The sequence below is a fragment of the Pseudomonas khavaziana genome, assembly GCF_019145205.1.
Lineage (GTDB): Bacteria > Pseudomonadota > Gammaproteobacteria > Pseudomonadales > Pseudomonadaceae > Aquipseudomonas > Aquipseudomonas khavaziana.
Window position 1 is genome coordinate 629,303 of record NZ_JAHSTT010000002.1, and the last position, 17,858, is coordinate 647,160.

Here is a 17,858-nt window from a genome sequence, read left to right on the forward strand (position 1 = left end):
CGGCGTAGTGAGGCGGGGATACGTGGTCTTATTGCTCGTCCCACGCCTCTTGCCAGGCCAGGCCCTTGCCGGGCTCGTAATATTGTGGCGACCCTGAGCACCACGCGGCGTATTTGCACTTATAGTTTTTACCCTGATGGGAGTAGGTTTTGCCCGCTTCGTGTAGACCTCCCGGCACATAGGCCGGGTACTGTCCAGGGTCTGCGGGGAGAACGGTAAAGCCAAATTCAGCCGTGTCGGTTTTGCCATTTTCCTGGTCTTTAACCGTCAGCCTTGCCTTGAGCGGTGTCGGTTCGGAAACCGTTTGGGCTTGGCCACTGACTGTCGCAGCGTCTTCTGCGCCAGTCATGCCCGGAACTGCCCACTCATAACGCACAGGGCCGTTGGCGCCAGTCGATTGCGTACCGCTGAACGTAAAGGCCTGCCCCGATTTCAGGGATGTCGGGCCGTTGATGCGTGCCACCGGTGGCGCCGGATCCACCGGGCCTGGATCTTGCCCGGCAATAATCGACATCGCCTGGCTGTAATCTTTTACCGTGGCAAACGTCGCGTTGATCAGCGGGTTTTGCTGGTTGAACACGATATCCTGGCCATTCCGCTCGCCAATTCTGGCAATGGCGGGATCGATTTTATCGGCTATTTCTTTGCCCCATTTGCCGGGCGCCAAATTAGCCGTGGTGATCTTATGGGTGATATCCACCAGCTCCTTTCTCTCACCCTTGTTATCAAAGATGCGGAAGTGTACGGAGTCGCCTGGCTTCAGGGTCTGCATCTCTGCGGCGATAAATGTGCCGATATTGTGAAATTGCTCGGGTATGCTTCCTCCCTGGAAACTCACATCCGCACACGAAATAAAAAACTCTCCATTCGGGTCATTCCTTACCCAAATACCGACGATCAGGCCGTTACCCGATAGGCCCGTTGGAATCGTTCTGGCAATTTCGAAGAAACCTGCTGCCCCCGCTATTCTGGGTGGCGTCTGCCAGTCTGTCCTGGCGACAGTGAACGTCTCGACCTGGCCCAACTGCACCAGATCGCTCCATTTCAGTGTGTCAGTGGCCGTATTGAAGCCGACCCTGCTGACAAACGCATAAAATTTGCTGGGCACGTGGGGAGCCGTACCGATCAGACGCATGGTCAATGAATGTCCGGGTACGACATCCGTCTTGGTCCAGTAGGGCGTAGGTTGGTCCAGGCTGGCTTTTCTAGGGTCATTTGCAGAACAGATCAGCCCATCTTTGATTACGGCCTTGATTTGATCCAGCGAGGGGTTGTTGATGCCAGGAATATGAGCGACTTCATTCCATTGTTGGGCTGCAAATACTTTTTCGGCGGGGGTGTTAAATATCCTGGCGGATTCTCGGCAACCCCTGTCGACGATGGCAGAGCCATCCTCGGATTGCCAGTAGCCCCCGGTTGCCTGGCAGTTCACTGCGCGTGACGGCGGAATGTCCAGCGAACCATGTGCCCACCCTACAAGCGGTAGCAGACACATCACCGCCAGCGCCCCTGTACCAATTTTTTTCGTGAATATATTCATGCGCGTATTCCTTCAATTCAGATAGTCAGTTCCGAACTGCTGGAACGATTCGATGTGTGCATAAGGTGCTGGGTCATTGCGCCCGCACGGACAGTCATTTCATCGGTTCGATGGGCTGCACACTGATGAGTGTAGATGAGCGGCGAAACAGGGGCGGTGGTAAAGCGTCTGGCTGACTAAGTGTTACCCACAAACACTGTGAGCCTGGCTGTGGATAAGATGTTTGCTATTGGCTACAGCCCTTATGAGACAGGGGGTTAGTGGCTTTGGTCGAAATTTGATCAAGGTCGCGTATTTGCCCTCTGAACATGTTGGATAGCTAGATTTATGCGAATCTGGCGTGCTTTTCCACAGCATTGCCAAAGTTGCCCCCAAAGTCTGTTGGCGGTTCTGTGGATAAGGTGTTTGCGTACCGCTGAAAGCCACGTAGATTAAGGGTTTCAAAGAGTTGATCAATATATGATCAGATGCTGCCTAAACTCTTGAACTTGATTAAGTCACGGATTTTCCTGAGTTAATTTGGGTAGCACCGAGTACTTGCCCACAATAGCTGTGGGCGTCTCTGTGGATAAGTTGTTGGGCGAAGGCTGGAGGCCCCTACCGCAGAGGGCTTGGCTATTGTTGGTCGAATTTTGAACGGCTGAGATTTTAATGTAGGAGGGGGCTTGCCCCGATCGCAGTAGCTCAGCCAAATACGTCATTGGCTGGTGCGCCGCTATCGGGGTGTTGCCCCCTCCCACAGTTGGTCTACGGCATGTCAGTTATTCGTGTGCAGCCACACCTTTGAGGTACGGAGCTGGAGCGGCGCCCAGGTTGTTCAACATGCGCTCGCTGTACCAATCCACAAAGTTCACCACGCCAAACTCATAGGTTTTGGAGTACGGGCCCGGCTGGTAAGCGGTGGAGTTGATGCCGCGTTGGTTCTCTTCGGCCAGGCGGCGGTCCTGGTCGTTGGTGGCGTCCCATACCTGGCGCATGCGCTCCACGTCGTAGTCCACGCCTTCCACGGCGTCCTTGTGCACGATCCACTTGGTGGTGACCATGGTTTCCTGGGCGCTGATCGGCCATACGGTGAACACAATGATGTGATCACCCATGCAGTGGTTCCAGGAGTGCGGCAGATGCAGGATACGCATCGAGCCCAGGTCCGGGTTCTTGATACGGCCCATGAGCTTGGCGCAGCCCTGTTTGCCGTCCAGGGTCATGGACACGGTTCCCTTGAGCAGCGGCATGCGCACAATGCGGTTACGCAGGCCGAAGCTGGCGTGGGCGTAAGGAATCTTCTCCGCGTCCCAGGCGGCGGCGGAGGCAGCCACGTGGTCCTTGAAGGCCTGGTCGGCGCGTGGGTCGGTGACGTCGTCCCATTCCAGCAGGGTTTTGAGCAGTTCGGGGTGCGACGCGTTGCAGTGGTAGCACTCGCGGTTGTTTTCCAGCACCAGCTTCCAGTTGGCTTTTTCGAACAAGGTGGTCTGGATCGCCACCTTGGTGTTTTCCATGTCGTAGGGTTCCATGTAGTGATTCAGGGTCGACAGGAAGTCATCGATGGCCGGCGGGTTCTCGGCCAGGCTGATAAAGATGTAGCCGCCGGCAGTCTTCACGTTCACCGGCTTGAGGCCGTACTGCTTCATGTCGAAGTCTGCGCCCATCTCGGTGCCGGCGAACAGCAGGCGACCGTCCAGCTCGTAGGTCCACTGATGGTAGTGGCAGACCAGCTTGGCGACCTTGCCCTTGTCGCTGGTGCACAAGCGTGAGCCACGGTGGCGGCACACGTTGTGGAATGCATGCACCACGCCTTCGGCGCCACGGATCACGATGATCGGGTTCTTGCCCACTTGCAGGGTCAGGTAGTTGCCCTTGGCGGGGATTTCGCAGGTCATGCCGGCGATCAACCACTCTTTCTGGAAGATCTCCTGCATGTCGATATCAAACAGCCGCTCATCAGAGTAAAACGGCTGCGGCAGCGAATAGGTGCGCTCGCGCTCGTGCAGCATTTGCGCGGTGGCCTTGCGTGCGGGTTCCAGCGGATCGCCCAAGCTTAAGGTTGCGGTGACGTCCATCGTATGTGTCCTCGTGGCCATTCTGTGTGGCCGGGATAAGTGGCTACGGTTGTTGCGTTGCAAGGCGTAAAGAAAGCGTCTTTGTTGGGAGCGAGTGTGGGCCCGGCGTTGCGTCGAACCTTATCCATGGGCGACATGGCCCAATCTGATCCCGACGCGCAACCCCCGGTAGTTGGGGGCTGGTCGCCGTAAGTATGTGAATGTCGCAGATAGGTAAATGGGTGGCTCCGGCGTTACGCAGAATCGCCACCATAAGGCCGACGTCGGCGGTGGAGAACAACATGTCTAGCAATTTCCTGAATCCGGTAACCACCCAGACCTGGGCCAATGGTCGACACATCGTCCGTTGCGTCAAAGTCATCCAGGAAACCTGGGACGTGCGCACCTTCTGCTTCATGGCTGACCAGCCGATCCTGTTCTTTTTCAAGCCCGGGCAATTCGTGACCCTGGAGCTGGAAATCGAAGGCCAGCCGATCATGCGCTCGTACACGATTTCCAGTTCGCCCTCGGTGCCCTACAGCTTTTCGGTGACCATTAAGCGCGTACCGGGCGGCAAGGTCTCCAACTGGCTGCACGACACGCTGCATGAAGGGCAGGAGCTGGCGGTGCACGGCCCGGTGGGGCTGTTCAATGCCATCGACTTTCCCAGCCCGAAAGTGCTGTACCTCAGCGGCGGCGTCGGTATCACCCCAGTCATGTCCATGGCTCGTTGGTTCTACGACACCAACGCGAATGTCGACATGACCTTTGTTCACAGCGCCCGCTCGCCCAAGGACATCATCTACCACCGCGAACTGGAGCACATGGCGTCGCGGATCGACAACTTCAGCCTGCACCTGATCTGCGAGAAGCATGGATTGGGCGAACCGTGGGCCGGTTATCGTGGTTACCTGAACCACAAGATGCTGGAACTGATGGTGCCGGATTTCCTCGAGCGCGAAGTGTTCTGTTGCGGCCCGACGCCCTACATGAGCGCGGTGAAGCGCCTGCTCGAAGCCGCTGGTTTCGATATGGCGCGCTATCACGAAGAGTCCTTTGGCGCGACACCACCGGAGGCGCGGGCTGATGCGGTGGAACAGGCCGAACAAGCGGCGGATGCGCCGGAGATAGATTTGGCGGACCTGCACCAAGTGGAGTTCATTGCCTCCGGCAAGAGCATCCGTGTGGCACCAGGCGAAACGGTGCACGCCGCGGCCGCCAAGCTCGGCCTGCTGATCCCCAAAGCCTGTGGCATGGGTATCTGTGGGACATGCAAGGTGATGAAGCTGGGCGGCGAGGTGGAGATGGAGCACAACGGCGGGATCACCGAGGAGGACGAGGCCGAAGGCTACATCCTGTCGTGCTGCAGTGTGCCGAAGGGGGATGTGCGGATTGAGTTTTGAGAGGTCAGTACAAGCCCGGTCGGCGATCCTGGTGAACGTGGTTATGCTCGCTGATGAACTTGTCTCTGGCCTCGGCCAGAGGCAGTTGAGCGACTAGCCGCTGTTCCCTCTGATGGGAGACTGCGCCGGCCAACGGGTAACCGTTGGCATCGACAATGGTCGAGCCGCCCACCCAGTTTATACCGCGCTCCTCGCCGTAGCGGTCACAGGCGGCAATGAACATGCGATTGGCCGCAGCATTGGCCTGGACGCGAACAATCTCCCCCGGCCGCTCGTCGGCCGGGCGTGGACCGTCCGGCCAGTTCACCGGGGCGCACAGCAGGTCGGCGCCGGCCAAGGCGGCCAGGCGCACCCACTCAGGCAGTTCCAGGTCGTAGCAGACCATCGCGGCGACCCGGCCGATCTTGGTTTCGACGACCGGCGGTGGTTCGGTGCCGGGCGTGAAGATCAGCTTTTCCCGGTTCCATAAGTGGGCTTTGCGATACACCGTCAGCCGGCCTGCGGGTTGGATCAACGCGAGGCTATTGGCGACCCGTCCAGCACTCAGGCGCTCACAGAAGCCGGCGACGATGATGATATCCAGTTCACTGGCCAAGGCCCGCCATAGGCTCAGGGTCGGGCCGTCATCTGTCTCGGAAGCCGCATGGGCTTCCCCTCGGTTTTCGAAGGCGTAACCACTTTGCATCAGTTCGGGCAGGACGATGACCTGTGCCCCACTTGCGCCACGGATTGCGCTTTCGCTGAGCGCCCGGTTGTAATCAAGATCGCCAATACGGGGGGCCAGTTGATGGCAAACGACCGTTATCGATGTCATGACTCCTCTCCTTCCAACAGCCGTTCACTGGCCTCCACGGCGCGGGCTTCACGGGCGTGATCGAGGCGTCGGGCCATGATGCAGTAAGTCGACGCCGAGACCACCAGGCCAACCACGAATGCAATGTCGGCACCGCCCAGCCATAGTGCGACCGGGCCTTGGTAAAAACCCAGGGACATGAACGGGACCATCGCCGCGATGCCGAAGAAATACGCGGTGAGGCCGGCGCTCGACCAGCGACCGTAGATGCCGCCAGGGTTGAACAGGTCGCTGATTGCGTAGCGTCCTTTGCGTACAGCATAGTAGTCCGCGAGATTTACCGCCGTCCAAGGCACCAGGAAATACAGCATCAAGAGGACGAAGTTATTGAAGCTGTGCAGGTAGCTCTCCGGGATGCTCAGGGCGATCACGAAAATGACCGCGGCCACCAAGCTGATGCCGATGATTCGGCTCTTGAGGCGCGGCTTGATCGAGATGAAGCCGTCGATGGCACTGATGCCGGTGAGCATGGCGCCATAGCAGTTGACCGCCATGATGCCCACCAGCGCAGGCACCGCGATCAATACGGTAAAGGTGCCAAAGCCGGGTATCACTTGGTTGCCCACGGCCTGCACGCTGGCGATAGCATCCGGAGAGGGCAGGGCCGACGCGAGGAAAGCCCCCAATGACATCAGCCACAGCGCTGAGCCGGCGGCGCCCAGGTAGGTCCAGGTGACAACGCTGCGCGTGGGCGTGGTGTGCGGCAGATAGCGCGAGTAATCCGACACGTACACGGCGTAGCTGATCTGGTAGCCCGCGGCGGCGGACAGTTGAATCAAGAAGGCTGACCAGGAAAAGTGCGCGCCCACCACCGCCGAATCGGCTTGCAGGCTCATCAAGGCAGCCACCGTCAGTACGGTGAAAACACTGATCATCACGTAGGTCAGCCAGCGTTGTACGGTGTGCAGGAGGTCGTGGCCGACTACTGCAATGATCACTGCCAGGATAATCATCAAGGCGTACCAGGGGGCGCGCTCGCCGGGCAGCACGGTGTTGATCGCGTCTGTTGCGAGAATCACGTTGAAGACGTTGAAACCGATATAAACGAAGACCACTGCGATAAAGGGCACGATTGCCCCGCGCAAGCCGAATTGTGCCCGTGACTGGACCATTTGCGGCAAGCCCATGCGTGGGCCTTGATTGGCGTGGAAGGCCATGGCAAAGGTGCCCAGGCACACGCCGATGACAATCGCCAGGATCGCATACATCAGGCTCAGGCCCAGCGCCGCGCCGGTAAAGCCGGTGACCATGGTGGTCAGTACGAAGTTGCCTGTGAACCAGAACGGCGCTTGATGCCAAACCTTGCCGTGGCGTTCATGGCGCGGCACATAGTCAATGGAGCGGGTTTCAACTTTCAGCGTGCTGGAAGACGCAGCAGTTGATCGTTCTGGGGGCGTGTTCATAGATATCACGGTCTGTTTTTATTGAGTGAGACCACGGAGAGTCTTGTAAGCAAAAGTACATTTGAATCGGCATTCGCAAATAATCACTTCAGGAATTTCTGAACTGATTGCGCAAGTCCAGTCTAAGCAAGGCTTGCCTTACGCACGTACCTTTTATTTCTAGTTGATATAGAGAGATTTCCTACAAGCGTCTACGCTGAAGATCGAACTCGTCGTAGTCGCCCTTTGCAGTGAAGATGTAGGCGGACGTCCTTTGACACACCAAGGATGATCAACATATCTGCTATTCCTTCTCGTTCTCAAGGTGCCGCGCGTTTGTTGGCCAAAGATGTCACAGCGCTTATCCCAGACTTCCCCTTTCATTACTCCCGTTTTCTCAATCAGGCCGTCAGCGACGACAGGCCGTTGGGGCGGGTTTCCAGCAGTACGAGTTGCCGCCAGGTACTTATGGGGGCGGGAGTAGCCGGCGCTGTGGCGGCTTATGAAGCCATGCGCATGGGGTTGCACCCTGTGGTAGTGGAGGCCAGTGACCGTATTGGTGGGCGGTTCTATTCCCATGTGGCAGGTGATCCGCAGGACCCCGGCAACAGCGTTATATGTGAAATGGGCGCCATGCGTTTTCCCGTTTCCGGCAAGGCGCTGATGCACTATTTCGACAAGGTTGGCATGTCAGCCAATTCGACTGACTTTCCCAACCCCGGCGCGGCTTCCACGCCCAGTACAGTGGTCGATTACCAGCAGCAACAGGTCTATTACGAACGCGATAAATTGCCCGATAAATATGTCGAAATCGAACGTAAACTGTTCGATATTTTCCTGGAACAACAGCCGATCAATTTCCGCGAGATGGAAGCGGCAATGTCCGAGGACAGCATTGATCAGGCGAAGATCAAGACGCTGTGGAACGCCATTTTGGACGCAGGTTGGGACAACCTGAGCTTTTTTGCGGCCATGGTGGAGCAGGCAAAATGGAGTCGCGAGGATATCGACCTGTTCGGCCAGATCGGTTTTGGTACCGGGGGATGGAATACTGACTACCCAAACAGTTTTCTGGAAGTGCTGCGGGTGTTGTACACCGGCCTGGATACCAACCATAAGTTGATGTACGACGGCTCAAGTGAGCTGCCGCGCCGGTTGTTGTCACGTAGCCCGGACACGATGGGCGACAGCATGGACCACTGGCCGGCGGGAACTACTGTCGAGAGTCTGAGTGCTCAAGTCATTCCGCAGATGTTGAATCAAGAAGTGCGGCAAATCATACGGCGATCAGAGGACGATCAGTTCGACGTGTGGATTTATGATCATGTCCAGAAGATTGAGAGCCGATACGTCTTCCCCGCCGTGGTCTATACCCCCCACAAGCGGATACTGGACAAATTCCGTTACATGGATGGTGCCGGTCGCTTCAGTCAGATGAATGACCTTTTGTCGACTAAAGAATGGGAAGCGGTGATGTACACCCACTACATGCAGTCGGCCAAGGTATTTGCGCAAACCAAGCGACCTTTCTGGACCGATGTCGGAATGGATCACCAACACAAGATGAGTGTGACGTTGTCGGATCGAATTACCCGGGGCACCTATCTGCTGGACTACGCTGCGAGTAAAGGTTCGTACAAGGGCTGTGGGATGTTTTTGTCTTACGCCTGGAATGACGACAGCCTCAAGTTCCTGGGTGACCGTGCCGCGCCGTTGCCGTCCCATGTGGCGGTATGTTCAACCTTGCTGGACTCGGTGTATGCCCACCATCAGCTAGACCTTGGCGCAGAGTTCGGCATGACAGACCCATTTGTCGAAATCAATTGGGAAGAGCAGCCGTTTTTTCTAAGCGCCTTCAAAATGAACCTGCCAGGGCAGTACGAATACCAGCGCCTGTTGTTTTCCCAGTTTATGAACGATGTGCATAGCCCGAGTCCCGATGGGTTCATTCTTGCTGGAGATGATGTGTCCTTTACCGGTGGCTGGGGGGAAGGCGCGGTGACCACTGCCCTGAACGCGGTTAATAAACTGGCGGTGAAGTTCGGTGGAGGTACCTTTATCAATAACCCAGGCCCCATCGATGAATGGGCGGCGCTCCAGCCGAAGGCTTTGTAAGTAAGGGCTGGTACGTCAGTTCGGTTCCGCGTCGGAGGCCATGAATCTCCGGCGCGGCCTTTAGGCGTAAAGGGTTATTGGGCGTAGATATGAACCACGAAATGTTGGCCTGATGCTGTCAATTCATAGACTTTATCGTAGATCCTCAACGTCCTGGACGGCTCGCGGATAGTGTCCCCGACCTTTGCGTGCGTCCTGAATTCATCCCAATCAATCACCGTGGTACTGGCAGTGTCGTCGCTTTTAAGGATGCTGGCGTTGCTTTGATATTCCATGGTTTGGCTCTCTGCTGGATTTCCGTTTCCGGCCGATTTCTCGGCTGGCAGTTGTTCCCGAAAGATGGCCTCTGCAGCGGCATCTTCTTGCGGGTAACCAGAGGCTAGTCAACAAAATTCAAACGCGCTGCTGTCAGAAATATCAAAAAACAATCTCAGCTTACCGCCATTATCCATCACGGTTATGCGCCCATCACTGTCCGAATATCCGCAGCCAATTCTCTTACACGCTCTTCCTCGGTATCCCACGCGCACATGAAGCGTGCACCACCTTTGCCGATGAAGGTGTAGAAGCGCCAGCCCTTGGCCGTCAACGCCACAATGGCCGGTTCCGAGAGCTGCAGGAACACGCCGTTGGCCTGTACCGGGAACATCAGTTCCACACCGGGGATGTCCGATACCAGGCTGCTCAGCAGTTGCGCGCAGTGATTGGCATGGCGCGCATGCTTGAGCCAGGCATCGTTTTCCAGCAGGCCCACCCATGGGGCCGACAGAAAGCGCATTTTCGACGCCAACTGGCCAGCCTGCTTGCAGCGGTAATCGAAGTCTTCAGCCAGCTTGTGGTTGAAGAACAGGATGGCTTCACCCACTGCCATGCCGTTCTTGGTACCGCCAAAGCACAACACGTCCACACCGGCTTTCCAGGTCAGGTCAGCCGGTGAGCAACCGAGGAACGCACAGGCGTTGGCGAACCGCGCGCCGTCCATATGCAGGTTCAGGCCCAGCTCCTTGCAGGTGACGCTGATAGCGCGGATTTCCTCAGGGGTGTAGACGCTGCCGACTTCGGTGGCCTGGGTCAGGGTGACCACACGCGGCTTGGGGTAGTGGATGTCCTGGCGCTTGAGGGCAATCTCGCGGATTGAATCCGGGGTCAGCTTGCCGTTTTCAGTGCGAGCGACGAGCAGCTTGGAGCCGTTGGAGAAAAACTCCGGCGCGCCGCATTCGTCGGTTTCGACGTGGGCAGTTTCCGAGCAAATCACGCTATGGTAGCTCTGGCACAGCGAGGACAGCGCCAGGGAGTTGGCTGCCGTACCGTTGAAGGCGAAGAACACTTCGCAGTCGGTCTCGAACAGATTGCGAAAACCATCGGCGGCTCGGTGGGTCCATTCATCATCGCCGTAGGCGCGTTGATGGCCGTGGTTGGCTTGTTCCATGGCGGCCCAGGCTTCCGGGCAGATGCCGGAATAGTTGTCACTGGCGAATTGTTGGCTCTTGTCGGTCATGGCCCATTCCTGTGGTCGATGTTGGTGCGCACTTTAACCAAGATTGTGAGGAAGGCGCACGCCCTGTAAATGCAAAGTCACTGGGGAATTATGCACGGTACTCTAACGGCTCCTGTAGGACGCGTCCGCGATGGCGCATTGGACTTGCTCAAGTGGCTGGCGCTGCTGAGCATGGTGCTGGACCACCTGCGCTACGTCGGGTTAAGCCTGGATGGCCTGTATGTGCCGGGGCGCCTGGCGTTCCCGTGGTTTTGCCTGGCGATTGCGGCCAATGTGCATCGGCTCCGGAACGCTCCGGTGACCGGTCATTGGCGCTACTTGGGTTGGTTGCTGCTGTTTAGCGTGATCAGCGAAGTGCCGTATCGAATGTTTATCGATGATGCCGATACATTGAATGTGTTGCCGACCCTGGCGTTGGGCCTGTTGGTTGCCCGAGGTTGGCAGCAGAAGACGTTGGTTGATCGAGGATTGGCGCTGATCGCCGTCACAACGGCGGCGGTATTTTCAACTCAGTTGATGTTCGGTTTCTTTGGTGTATTGCTGCCATTGGCGATGCTGTTGGTGTTCCGTCGTCCTTGGTATTTGAGCGTGTTGCCGGGTTTGCTCTGTGTGGCGGCCAACCAATGGCAAATCTTGCTCAATAGCGGCACGCCTGTGGCGCTCTCGGGGTTGGCGATCTGTCTGATTGCGCCATTGGCGGGCGTGGTCTTATTGCGACACGCCCGCAGCGCCTCACCGCCAGCAATGCGCCGCTGGGCCTACACCCTCTATCCGCTGCACTTCCTCCTGTTGCTACTCGTCCGTCAGATCATCGCCTAACCCCCTCCCACATTTGTTCGGTGTTGTTCCAATCAATGTCGTAAACGCACCTTTGCGTGGCGTGCGCAGGCATTTGGCCTGTCTGCGCCAGCCCTACCATCGCATCAAAGGGCCCTGCACGGGCCTCAACAATACGAAAGGCTGGGAGAGACGCGATGTTCAGCAAACAAGACCAGATCCAGGGATATGACGACGCACTGCTGGCGGCGATGAATGCCGAGGAGCAGCGCCAGGAAGATCATATCGAGCTGATCGCGTCGGAGAACTACACCAGCAAGCGCGTGATGGAAGCTCAAGGCAGCGGCCTCACCAACAAATACGCCGAAGGCTATCCGGGCAAGCGCTACTACGGTGGCTGCGAGCATGTGGATAAGGTCGAAGCCCTGGCCATCGAACGCGCCAAACAACTGTTCGGTGCCGATTACGCCAACGTGCAACCGCACTCAGGCTCCTCGGCCAACAGCGCGGTGTACCTTGCGTTGATCAACGCCGGCGACACCATTCTGGGCATGAGCCTGGCCCACGGCGGCCACCTGACCCACGGCGCCAAAGTGTCGTCCTCGGGCAAGCTGTACAACGCGGTGCAGTACGGCATCAACACCGACACTGGCTTGATCGACTACGATGAAGTCGAGCGTCTGGCGGTGGAGCACAAGCCGAAGATGGTCGTGGCAGGTTTTTCTGCCTACTCCAAGACCCTGGATTTCCCGCGTTTCCGTGCCATCGCCGACAAGGTCGGTGCGCTGCTGTTCGTTGACATGGCCCACGTCGCTGGCCTGGTGGCTGCTGGCCTGTACCCGAACCCGCTGCCTTACGCCGACGTGGTCACCACCACCACCCACAAGACCCTGCGCGGTCCACGGGGCGGCTTGATCCTGGCCAAGGCCAACGAAGCCATCGAAAAGAAACTCAACGCCGCGGTGTTCCCTGGCGCCCAGGGCGGCCCGCTGATGCACGTGATCGCCGGCAAGGCCGTGTGTTTCAAGGAAGCGCTGGAGCCTGGCTTCAAGGCTTACCAGCAGCAAGTGATCGATAACGCCCAGGCCATGGCCGAAGTATTCATCAAGCGTGGCTACGATGTGGTCTCCGGCGGCACCGACAACCACCTGTTCCTGGTCAGCCTGATCCGCCAGGGCCTCACCGGCAAAGAGGCAGACGCCGCCCTCGGCCGCGCCCACATCACTGTCAACAAGAACGCCGTGCCGAATGACCCGCAGTCGCCGTTCGTGACCTCGGGCCTGCGTATCGGTACCCCAGCGGTAACCACGCGCGGTTTCAAAGTGCCGCAGTGCGTCGAGCTGGCTGGCTGGATCTGCGACATCCTCGACAACCTCGGCGACGCCGATGTCGAGGCCAACGTGGCCAAGCACGTGTCTGCCCTGTGCGCTGATTTCCCGGTTTATCGCTGAGCGCGGTTTTGGAGTAATGACTATGCAACGCTACTCAGGCTTCGGCCTCTTCAAGCACTCCCTCAGCCATCACGAAAACTGGCAGAAGATGTGGCGCACGCCGACCCCTAAAAAGGTCTACGACGTGGTTATCGTCGGCGGCGGCGGGCATGGTCTGGCGACCGCCTACTACCTGGCCAAGGAGCACGGCATCACCAACGTGGCCGTGGTCGAGAAGGGCTGGCTCGGTGGTGGTAACACGGCGCGCAACACCACCATCGTGCGTTCCAACTACCTATGGGACGAGTCGGCGCATTTGTATGAGCATGCGATGAAGCTCTGGGAAGGCCTTTCCCAGGACCTGAACTACAACGTGATGTTCTCCCAGCGCGGCGTCTACAACCTGTGCCACACCCTGCAAGACATCCGTGATTCCGAGCGTCGCGTCAGCGCCAACCGCCTCAACGGCGTGGATGGCGAGTTGCTCAATGCCAAGCAGGTAGCGGATGAAATTCCGTACCTGGATTGCTCGAAAAATACCCGCTACCCCGTCTTGGGCGCAACTGTGCAACGACGCGGCGGCGTAGCCCGTCACGATGCTGTGGCCTGGGGCTTTGCCCGCGCTGCTGACGCCTTGGGCGTGGACCTGATCCAGCAGACCGAAGTGATCGGGTTCCGCAAGGAAAACGGCGTGTGCATCGGTGTGGAAACCAACAAGGGCTTTATCGGCGCCAAGCGCGTCGGTGTGGTCACTGCCGGTAACTCCGGGCACATGGCCTCGCTGGCGGGCTTCCGCCTGCCGATCGAATCCCACCCGCTGCAAGCCCTGGTGTCGGAGCCGATCAAGCCGATTATCGACAGCGTGATCATGTCCAACGCCGTGCACGGTTATATCAGCCAGTCCGACAAAGGCGACCTGGTGATCGGCGCCGGTATCGACGGCTACAACGGCTACGGCCAACGCGGCTCGTACCCGGTGATCGAGCACACCATCCAGGCCATCGTCGAGATGTTCCCGGTGCTGTCGCGGGTGCGCATGAACCGCCAGTGGGGCGGCATCGTCGACACCACGCCGGACGCCTGCCCGATCATTTCCAAGACCCCGGTACCGAACATGTTCTTCAACTGCGGTTGGGGCACCGGTGGCTTCAAGGCCACTCCGGGCTCAGGCAACGTATTTGCCGCCAGCCTGGCCAAGGGTGAAATGCACCCATTGGCCGCACCTTTCTCCATCGACCGTTTCCACAACGGTGCGTTGATCGATGAACATGGCGCCGCAGCCGTCGCCCACTAACAAAGCGCCATGAAAACTACTGCGCTCGGCAATACTGCGTTAAAAACAGGCTCGAAATGCTCACTTAGTAAACTAAGCTCCGCTTTCTCCCCTGTTTTTGCCTTGTCTTGCCTTCGCTCGCTACGTTTTCACGGCGCTTGAGAGGAGAAATTCCCTATGTTGCATATCTTCTGTCCTCACTGTGGCGAACTGCGCTCCGAAGAGGAATTCCACGCGTCCGGCCAAGCGCATATCCCGCGCCCGCTGGACCCGAACGCCTGCACCGATGAAGAGTGGGGCGACTACATGTTCTTCCGCGACAATCCCCGTGGCCTGCACCACGAGCTGTGGATCCACGCCGCCGGTTGCCGCCAGTATTTCAACGCCACCCGCGACACCGTCACCTACGAAATTCTTGAAACCTACAAGATTGGCGAAAAACCCCAGTTCACCGCCAAGGCTTCTGGAGAGAAGGTATGAGCCAGATCAATCGCCTGTCCAACGGTGGCCGCATCGACCGCAATAAAGTCCTGACTTTCAGCTTCAACGGCCAGACTTACAAAGGCTTTGAAGGCGATACCCTGGCCGCCGCGTTGCTGGCCAACGGCGTCGACATCATCGGTCGCAGCTTCAAGTATTCGCGCCCACGGGGCATCTTCGCTGCCGGCGCCGAAGAGCCGAACGCAGTGCTGCAGATCGGCGCCACCGAAGCCACCCAGATTCCCAACGTGCGTGCTACCCAGCAGGCGCTGTACCAGGGGTTGGTCGCCACCAGCACCAACGGCTGGCCGAGCGTCAACAACGACATGATGGGGATTCTCGGCAAGGTCGGCGGCAAGCTGATGCCGCCGGGTTTTTATTACAAAACTTTCATGTACCCGCAATCGTTCTGGATGACCTACGAGAAGTACATCCGTAAGGCCGCCGGTCTTGGCCGCTCGCCGACCGAGAATGATCCGGACACCTACGACAACTTCAACCATCACTGCGATGTGCTGGTAGTGGGCGCAGGCCCTGCCGGTCTCGCTGCTGCACTGGCGGCCGCTCGCAGCGGTGCGCGGGTGATCATCGCCGATGAGCAGGAAGAGTTCGGTGGTTCGCTGCTCGACTCTCGCGAAAGCCTCGACGGCAAGCCGGCCACCGAATGGGTTGCCAGCGTGATCGCTGAACTCAAAGCCCTGCCGGACGTGGTGCTGCTGCCCCGCGCGACCGTCAATGGTTACCACGACCATAACTTCCTGACCATTCACGAGCGCCTCACTGATCACCTCGGTGACCGTGCGCCGATTGGTGTGGTGCGCCAGCGCATCCACCGCGTACGTGCCAAGCGCGTGGTGCTGGCGACGGGTGCGTGCGAGCGTCCATTGGTGTACGGCAACAACGACGTGCCGGGCAATATGCTCGCTGGTGCGGTTTCTACCTACGTGCGTCGCTATGGCGTGGCACCGGGTAAAAAGCTGGTGCTGTCGACCAACAATGACCATGCCTACCGCGTAGCGCTGGACTGGTTCGATGCCGGTCTGCAAGTGGTGGCCGTGGCCGATGCGCGCCACAACCCCCGCGGCGCCCTGGTTGAAGAAGCCCGCGCCAAAGGCATTCGCATCCTCACCGGCAGCGCCGTGATCGAAGCCCGTGGCAGCAAGCATGTGACCGGTGTGCGCGTCGCCGCCATCGATGTCAAAGCGCATAAGGTCACCAGCCCCGGCGAATGGCTGGACTGCGACCTGGTGGCCAGTTCCGGCGGCTACAGCCCGGTGGTTCACTTGGCCTCGCACCTGGGCGGCAAGCCGACCTGGCGCGAAGACATCCTCGGTTTCGTACCGGGTGAAGCACCACAGAAACGCGTATGCGTCGGCGGCATCAACGGCGTCTATGGGCTTGGCGATTCCCTGGCCGATGGTTTTGAAGGCGGCGTGCGCGCCGCCAGCGAAGCCGGTTTTGCCCCGGTGGAAGGTACGCTGCCAAAGGCCTTGAGCCGCCTGGAAGAACCGACCCTGGCGCTGTTCCAGGTGCCCCACGAGAAAGCTACCGCACGGGCGCCAAAGCAATTTGTCGACCTGCAAAATGACGTCACCGCTGCTGCCATCGAACTGGCCACGCGCGAAGGTTTCGAGTCGGTGGAACACGTCAAGCGCTACACCGCACTGGGCTTTGGCACTGACCAGGGCAAGCTGGGTAACGTCAACGGCCTGGCGATTGCCGCACGCTCGCTGAACGTGACCATCCCGCAGATGGGTACCACCATGTTCCGTCCCAACTACACGCCTGTGACCTTTGGTGCGATAGCGGGACGTCACTGTGGGCACATCTTCGAACCGGTGCGCTACACCGCCTTGCACGCCTGGCATGTGAAGAATGGCGCTGAATTTGAAGACGTCGGCCAGTGGAAACGCCCCTGGTATTTCCCGCGCAACGGTGAAGACTTGCATGCCGCGGTGAAACGCGAATGCCTGGCGGTGCGCGACAGCGTCGGCCTGCTGGATGCCTCCACCCTCGGCAAGATCGATATTCAGGGCCCGGATGCCCGCGAGTTCCTCAACCGCATCTACAGCAATGCCTGGACCAAGCTCGACGTGGGCAAGGCGCGCTACGGCCTGATGTGCAAGGAAGACGGCATGGTCTTCGACGACGGCGTCACTGCCTGTCTGGCCGACAACCACTTCCTGATGACCACCACCACCGGCGGCGCGGCGCGCGTTCTCCAGTGGCTGGAAATCTACCAACAGACCGAATGGCCGGACCTTAAGGTGTACTTCACCTCGGTCACCGACCACTGGGCGACCATGACGTTGTCAGGCCCCAACAGCCGCAAGTTGCTGAGTGAGGTCACCGACATCGACCTGGACAAGGACGGCTTCCCGTTCATGACCTGGAAGGAAGGCCTGGTTGGCGGCGTACCGGCGCGGGTATTCCGTATTTCGTTTACCGGTGAGCTGTCGTACGAAGTCAACGTGCAGGCCGACTACGCCATGGGCGTGCTGGAACAGATCGTCGAGGCCGGCAAGAAGTACAACCTGACCCCGTACGGCACCGAGACCATGCACGTATTGCGTGCCGAGAAGGGCTTCATCATCGTTGGGCAGGACACCGACGGCTCGATGACCCCGGACGACCTGAACATGGGCTGGTGCGTGGGCCGCACCAAACCGTTCTCGTGGATCGGCTGGCGTGGCATGAATCGCGAAGACTGCGTGCGTGAAGAGCGCAAGCAACTGGTGGGCTTGAAGCCGATTGACCCTAACGTGTGGCTGCCGGAAGGCGCGCAGTTGGTGTTCGATCCGAAGCAGACGATCCCGATGAAGATGGTCGGCCATGTCACTTCAAGCTATGCGCACAACTCCCTGGGTTATTCGTTCGCCATGGGTGTGGTGAAGGGCGGCTTGAAGCGCATCGGCGAGCGGGTGTTCTCACCGCAGGCCGATGGCAGCGTGATTGAGGCGGAGATTGTGTCTTCGGTGTTCTTCGATCCGAAAGGAGATCGCCAGAACATCTGATAGACCGCGTCGCGGCCATCGGGAGCAAGCCCCCTCCCACATTTGAAGGTATTCACA

General features: G+C 58.7%; 13 protein-coding genes. 7 read left to right on the plus strand and 6 right to left on the minus strand.

The genetic code is table 11. From position 1 onward, the window contains the following. Positions 1 to 28: 28 nt before the first annotated feature. Together KVH01_RS30410 and gbcA are read right to left on the minus strand one after the other, a co-directional pair. A complete protein-coding gene (locus KVH01_RS30410) occupies positions 29 to 1,540 on the minus strand; it encodes a lytic polysaccharide monooxygenase (protein WP_217880917.1) in 1,512 nt (503 codons plus the stop codon). 761 nt (positions 1,541 to 2,301) lie between these two features. Beyond that, positions 2,302 to 3,597 (minus strand): glycine-betaine demethylase subunit GbcA, encoded by a 1,296-nt coding sequence (gene gbcA / locus KVH01_RS07405; protein ID WP_043046145.1) that lies wholly within the window; start codon positions 3,595 to 3,597, stop codon positions 2,302 to 2,304. 281 nt (positions 3,598 to 3,878) lie between these two features. Here gbcA and gbcB point away from each other — a divergent pair, with 281 nt between their 5' ends. After that, positions 3,879 to 4,979 (plus strand): glycine-betaine demethylase subunit GbcB, encoded by a 1,101-nt coding sequence (gbcB, locus tag KVH01_RS07410; RefSeq protein ID WP_043046144.1) that lies wholly within the window; start codon positions 3,879 to 3,881, stop codon positions 4,977 to 4,979. 4 nt (positions 4,980 to 4,983) lie between these two features. On the opposite strand, the gene KVH01_RS07415 is transcribed toward gbcB, so the two are convergent. Continuing rightward, positions 4,984 to 5,793 (minus strand): nitrilase-related carbon-nitrogen hydrolase, encoded by an 810-nt coding sequence (locus tag KVH01_RS07415; RefSeq protein WP_217880918.1) that lies wholly within the window; start codon positions 5,791 to 5,793, stop codon positions 4,984 to 4,986. Beyond that, positions 5,790 to 7,235, minus strand: coding sequence for a purine-cytosine permease family protein (locus KVH01_RS07420; protein ID WP_217880919.1), 1,446 nt, complete (start codon positions 7,233 to 7,235; stop codon positions 5,790 to 5,792). Before KVH01_RS07420 ends, KVH01_RS07415 begins: the two co-directional genes overlap by 4 nt. Positions 7,236 to 7,511: 276 nt before the next feature. On the opposite strand from KVH01_RS07420, the gene KVH01_RS07425 reads away from it, so the two are divergent. Next, entirely contained in the window at positions 7,512 to 9,329 is a 1,818-nt protein-coding gene (locus KVH01_RS07425; protein ID WP_217880997.1) for a flavin monoamine oxidase family protein, read from the plus strand. A 74-nt stretch (positions 9,330 to 9,403) separates the two neighbouring features. On the opposite strand, the gene KVH01_RS30415 is transcribed toward KVH01_RS07425, so the two are convergent. Both KVH01_RS30415 and KVH01_RS07430 read right to left on the minus strand, forming a co-directional pair. Continuing rightward, on the minus strand, positions 9,404 to 9,604 hold the full coding sequence (locus tag KVH01_RS30415; RefSeq protein WP_046069846.1) for a hypothetical protein: 201 nt from the start codon (positions 9,602 to 9,604) through the stop codon (positions 9,404 to 9,406). A gap of 182 nt (positions 9,605 to 9,786) precedes the next feature. Further along, the gene (locus KVH01_RS07430; protein WP_217880920.1) at positions 9,787 to 10,827 is read right to left on the minus strand and encodes a threonine aldolase family protein; all 1,041 of its coding nucleotides are present in this window, start codon (positions 10,825 to 10,827) and stop codon (positions 9,787 to 9,789) included. A gap of 90 nt (positions 10,828 to 10,917) precedes the next feature. Between KVH01_RS07430 and KVH01_RS07435 the strand changes: the two genes are divergently transcribed. From KVH01_RS07435 to KVH01_RS07455, 5 genes are all read left to right on the plus strand, one after another. Next, positions 10,918 to 11,646, plus strand: a complete 729-nt coding sequence (locus tag KVH01_RS07435) for a TraX family protein (RefSeq protein WP_217880921.1) — start codon at positions 10,918 to 10,920, stop codon at positions 11,644 to 11,646. Between the two features lie 155 nt (positions 11,647 to 11,801). Beyond that, on the plus strand, positions 11,802 to 13,055 hold the full coding sequence (gene glyA, locus KVH01_RS07440) for a serine hydroxymethyltransferase (protein WP_217880922.1): 1,254 nt from the start codon (positions 11,802 to 11,804) through the stop codon (positions 13,053 to 13,055). Between the two features lie 22 nt (positions 13,056 to 13,077). Next, on the plus strand, positions 13,078 to 14,328 hold the full coding sequence (locus KVH01_RS07445; RefSeq protein WP_010207084.1) for a sarcosine oxidase subunit beta: 1,251 nt from the start codon (positions 13,078 to 13,080) through the stop codon (positions 14,326 to 14,328). A 156-nt stretch (positions 14,329 to 14,484) separates the two neighbouring features. Beyond that, entirely contained in the window at positions 14,485 to 14,787 is a 303-nt protein-coding gene (locus KVH01_RS07450; protein WP_027605979.1) for a sarcosine oxidase subunit delta, read from the plus strand. Further along, positions 14,784 to 17,801, plus strand: coding sequence for a sarcosine oxidase subunit alpha (locus KVH01_RS07455; protein WP_217880923.1), 3,018 nt, complete (start codon positions 14,784 to 14,786; stop codon positions 17,799 to 17,801). The genes KVH01_RS07450 and KVH01_RS07455 overlap by 4 nt, the downstream gene beginning before the upstream one ends. The last annotated feature ends 57 nt before the right edge of the window (positions 17,802 to 17,858 follow it).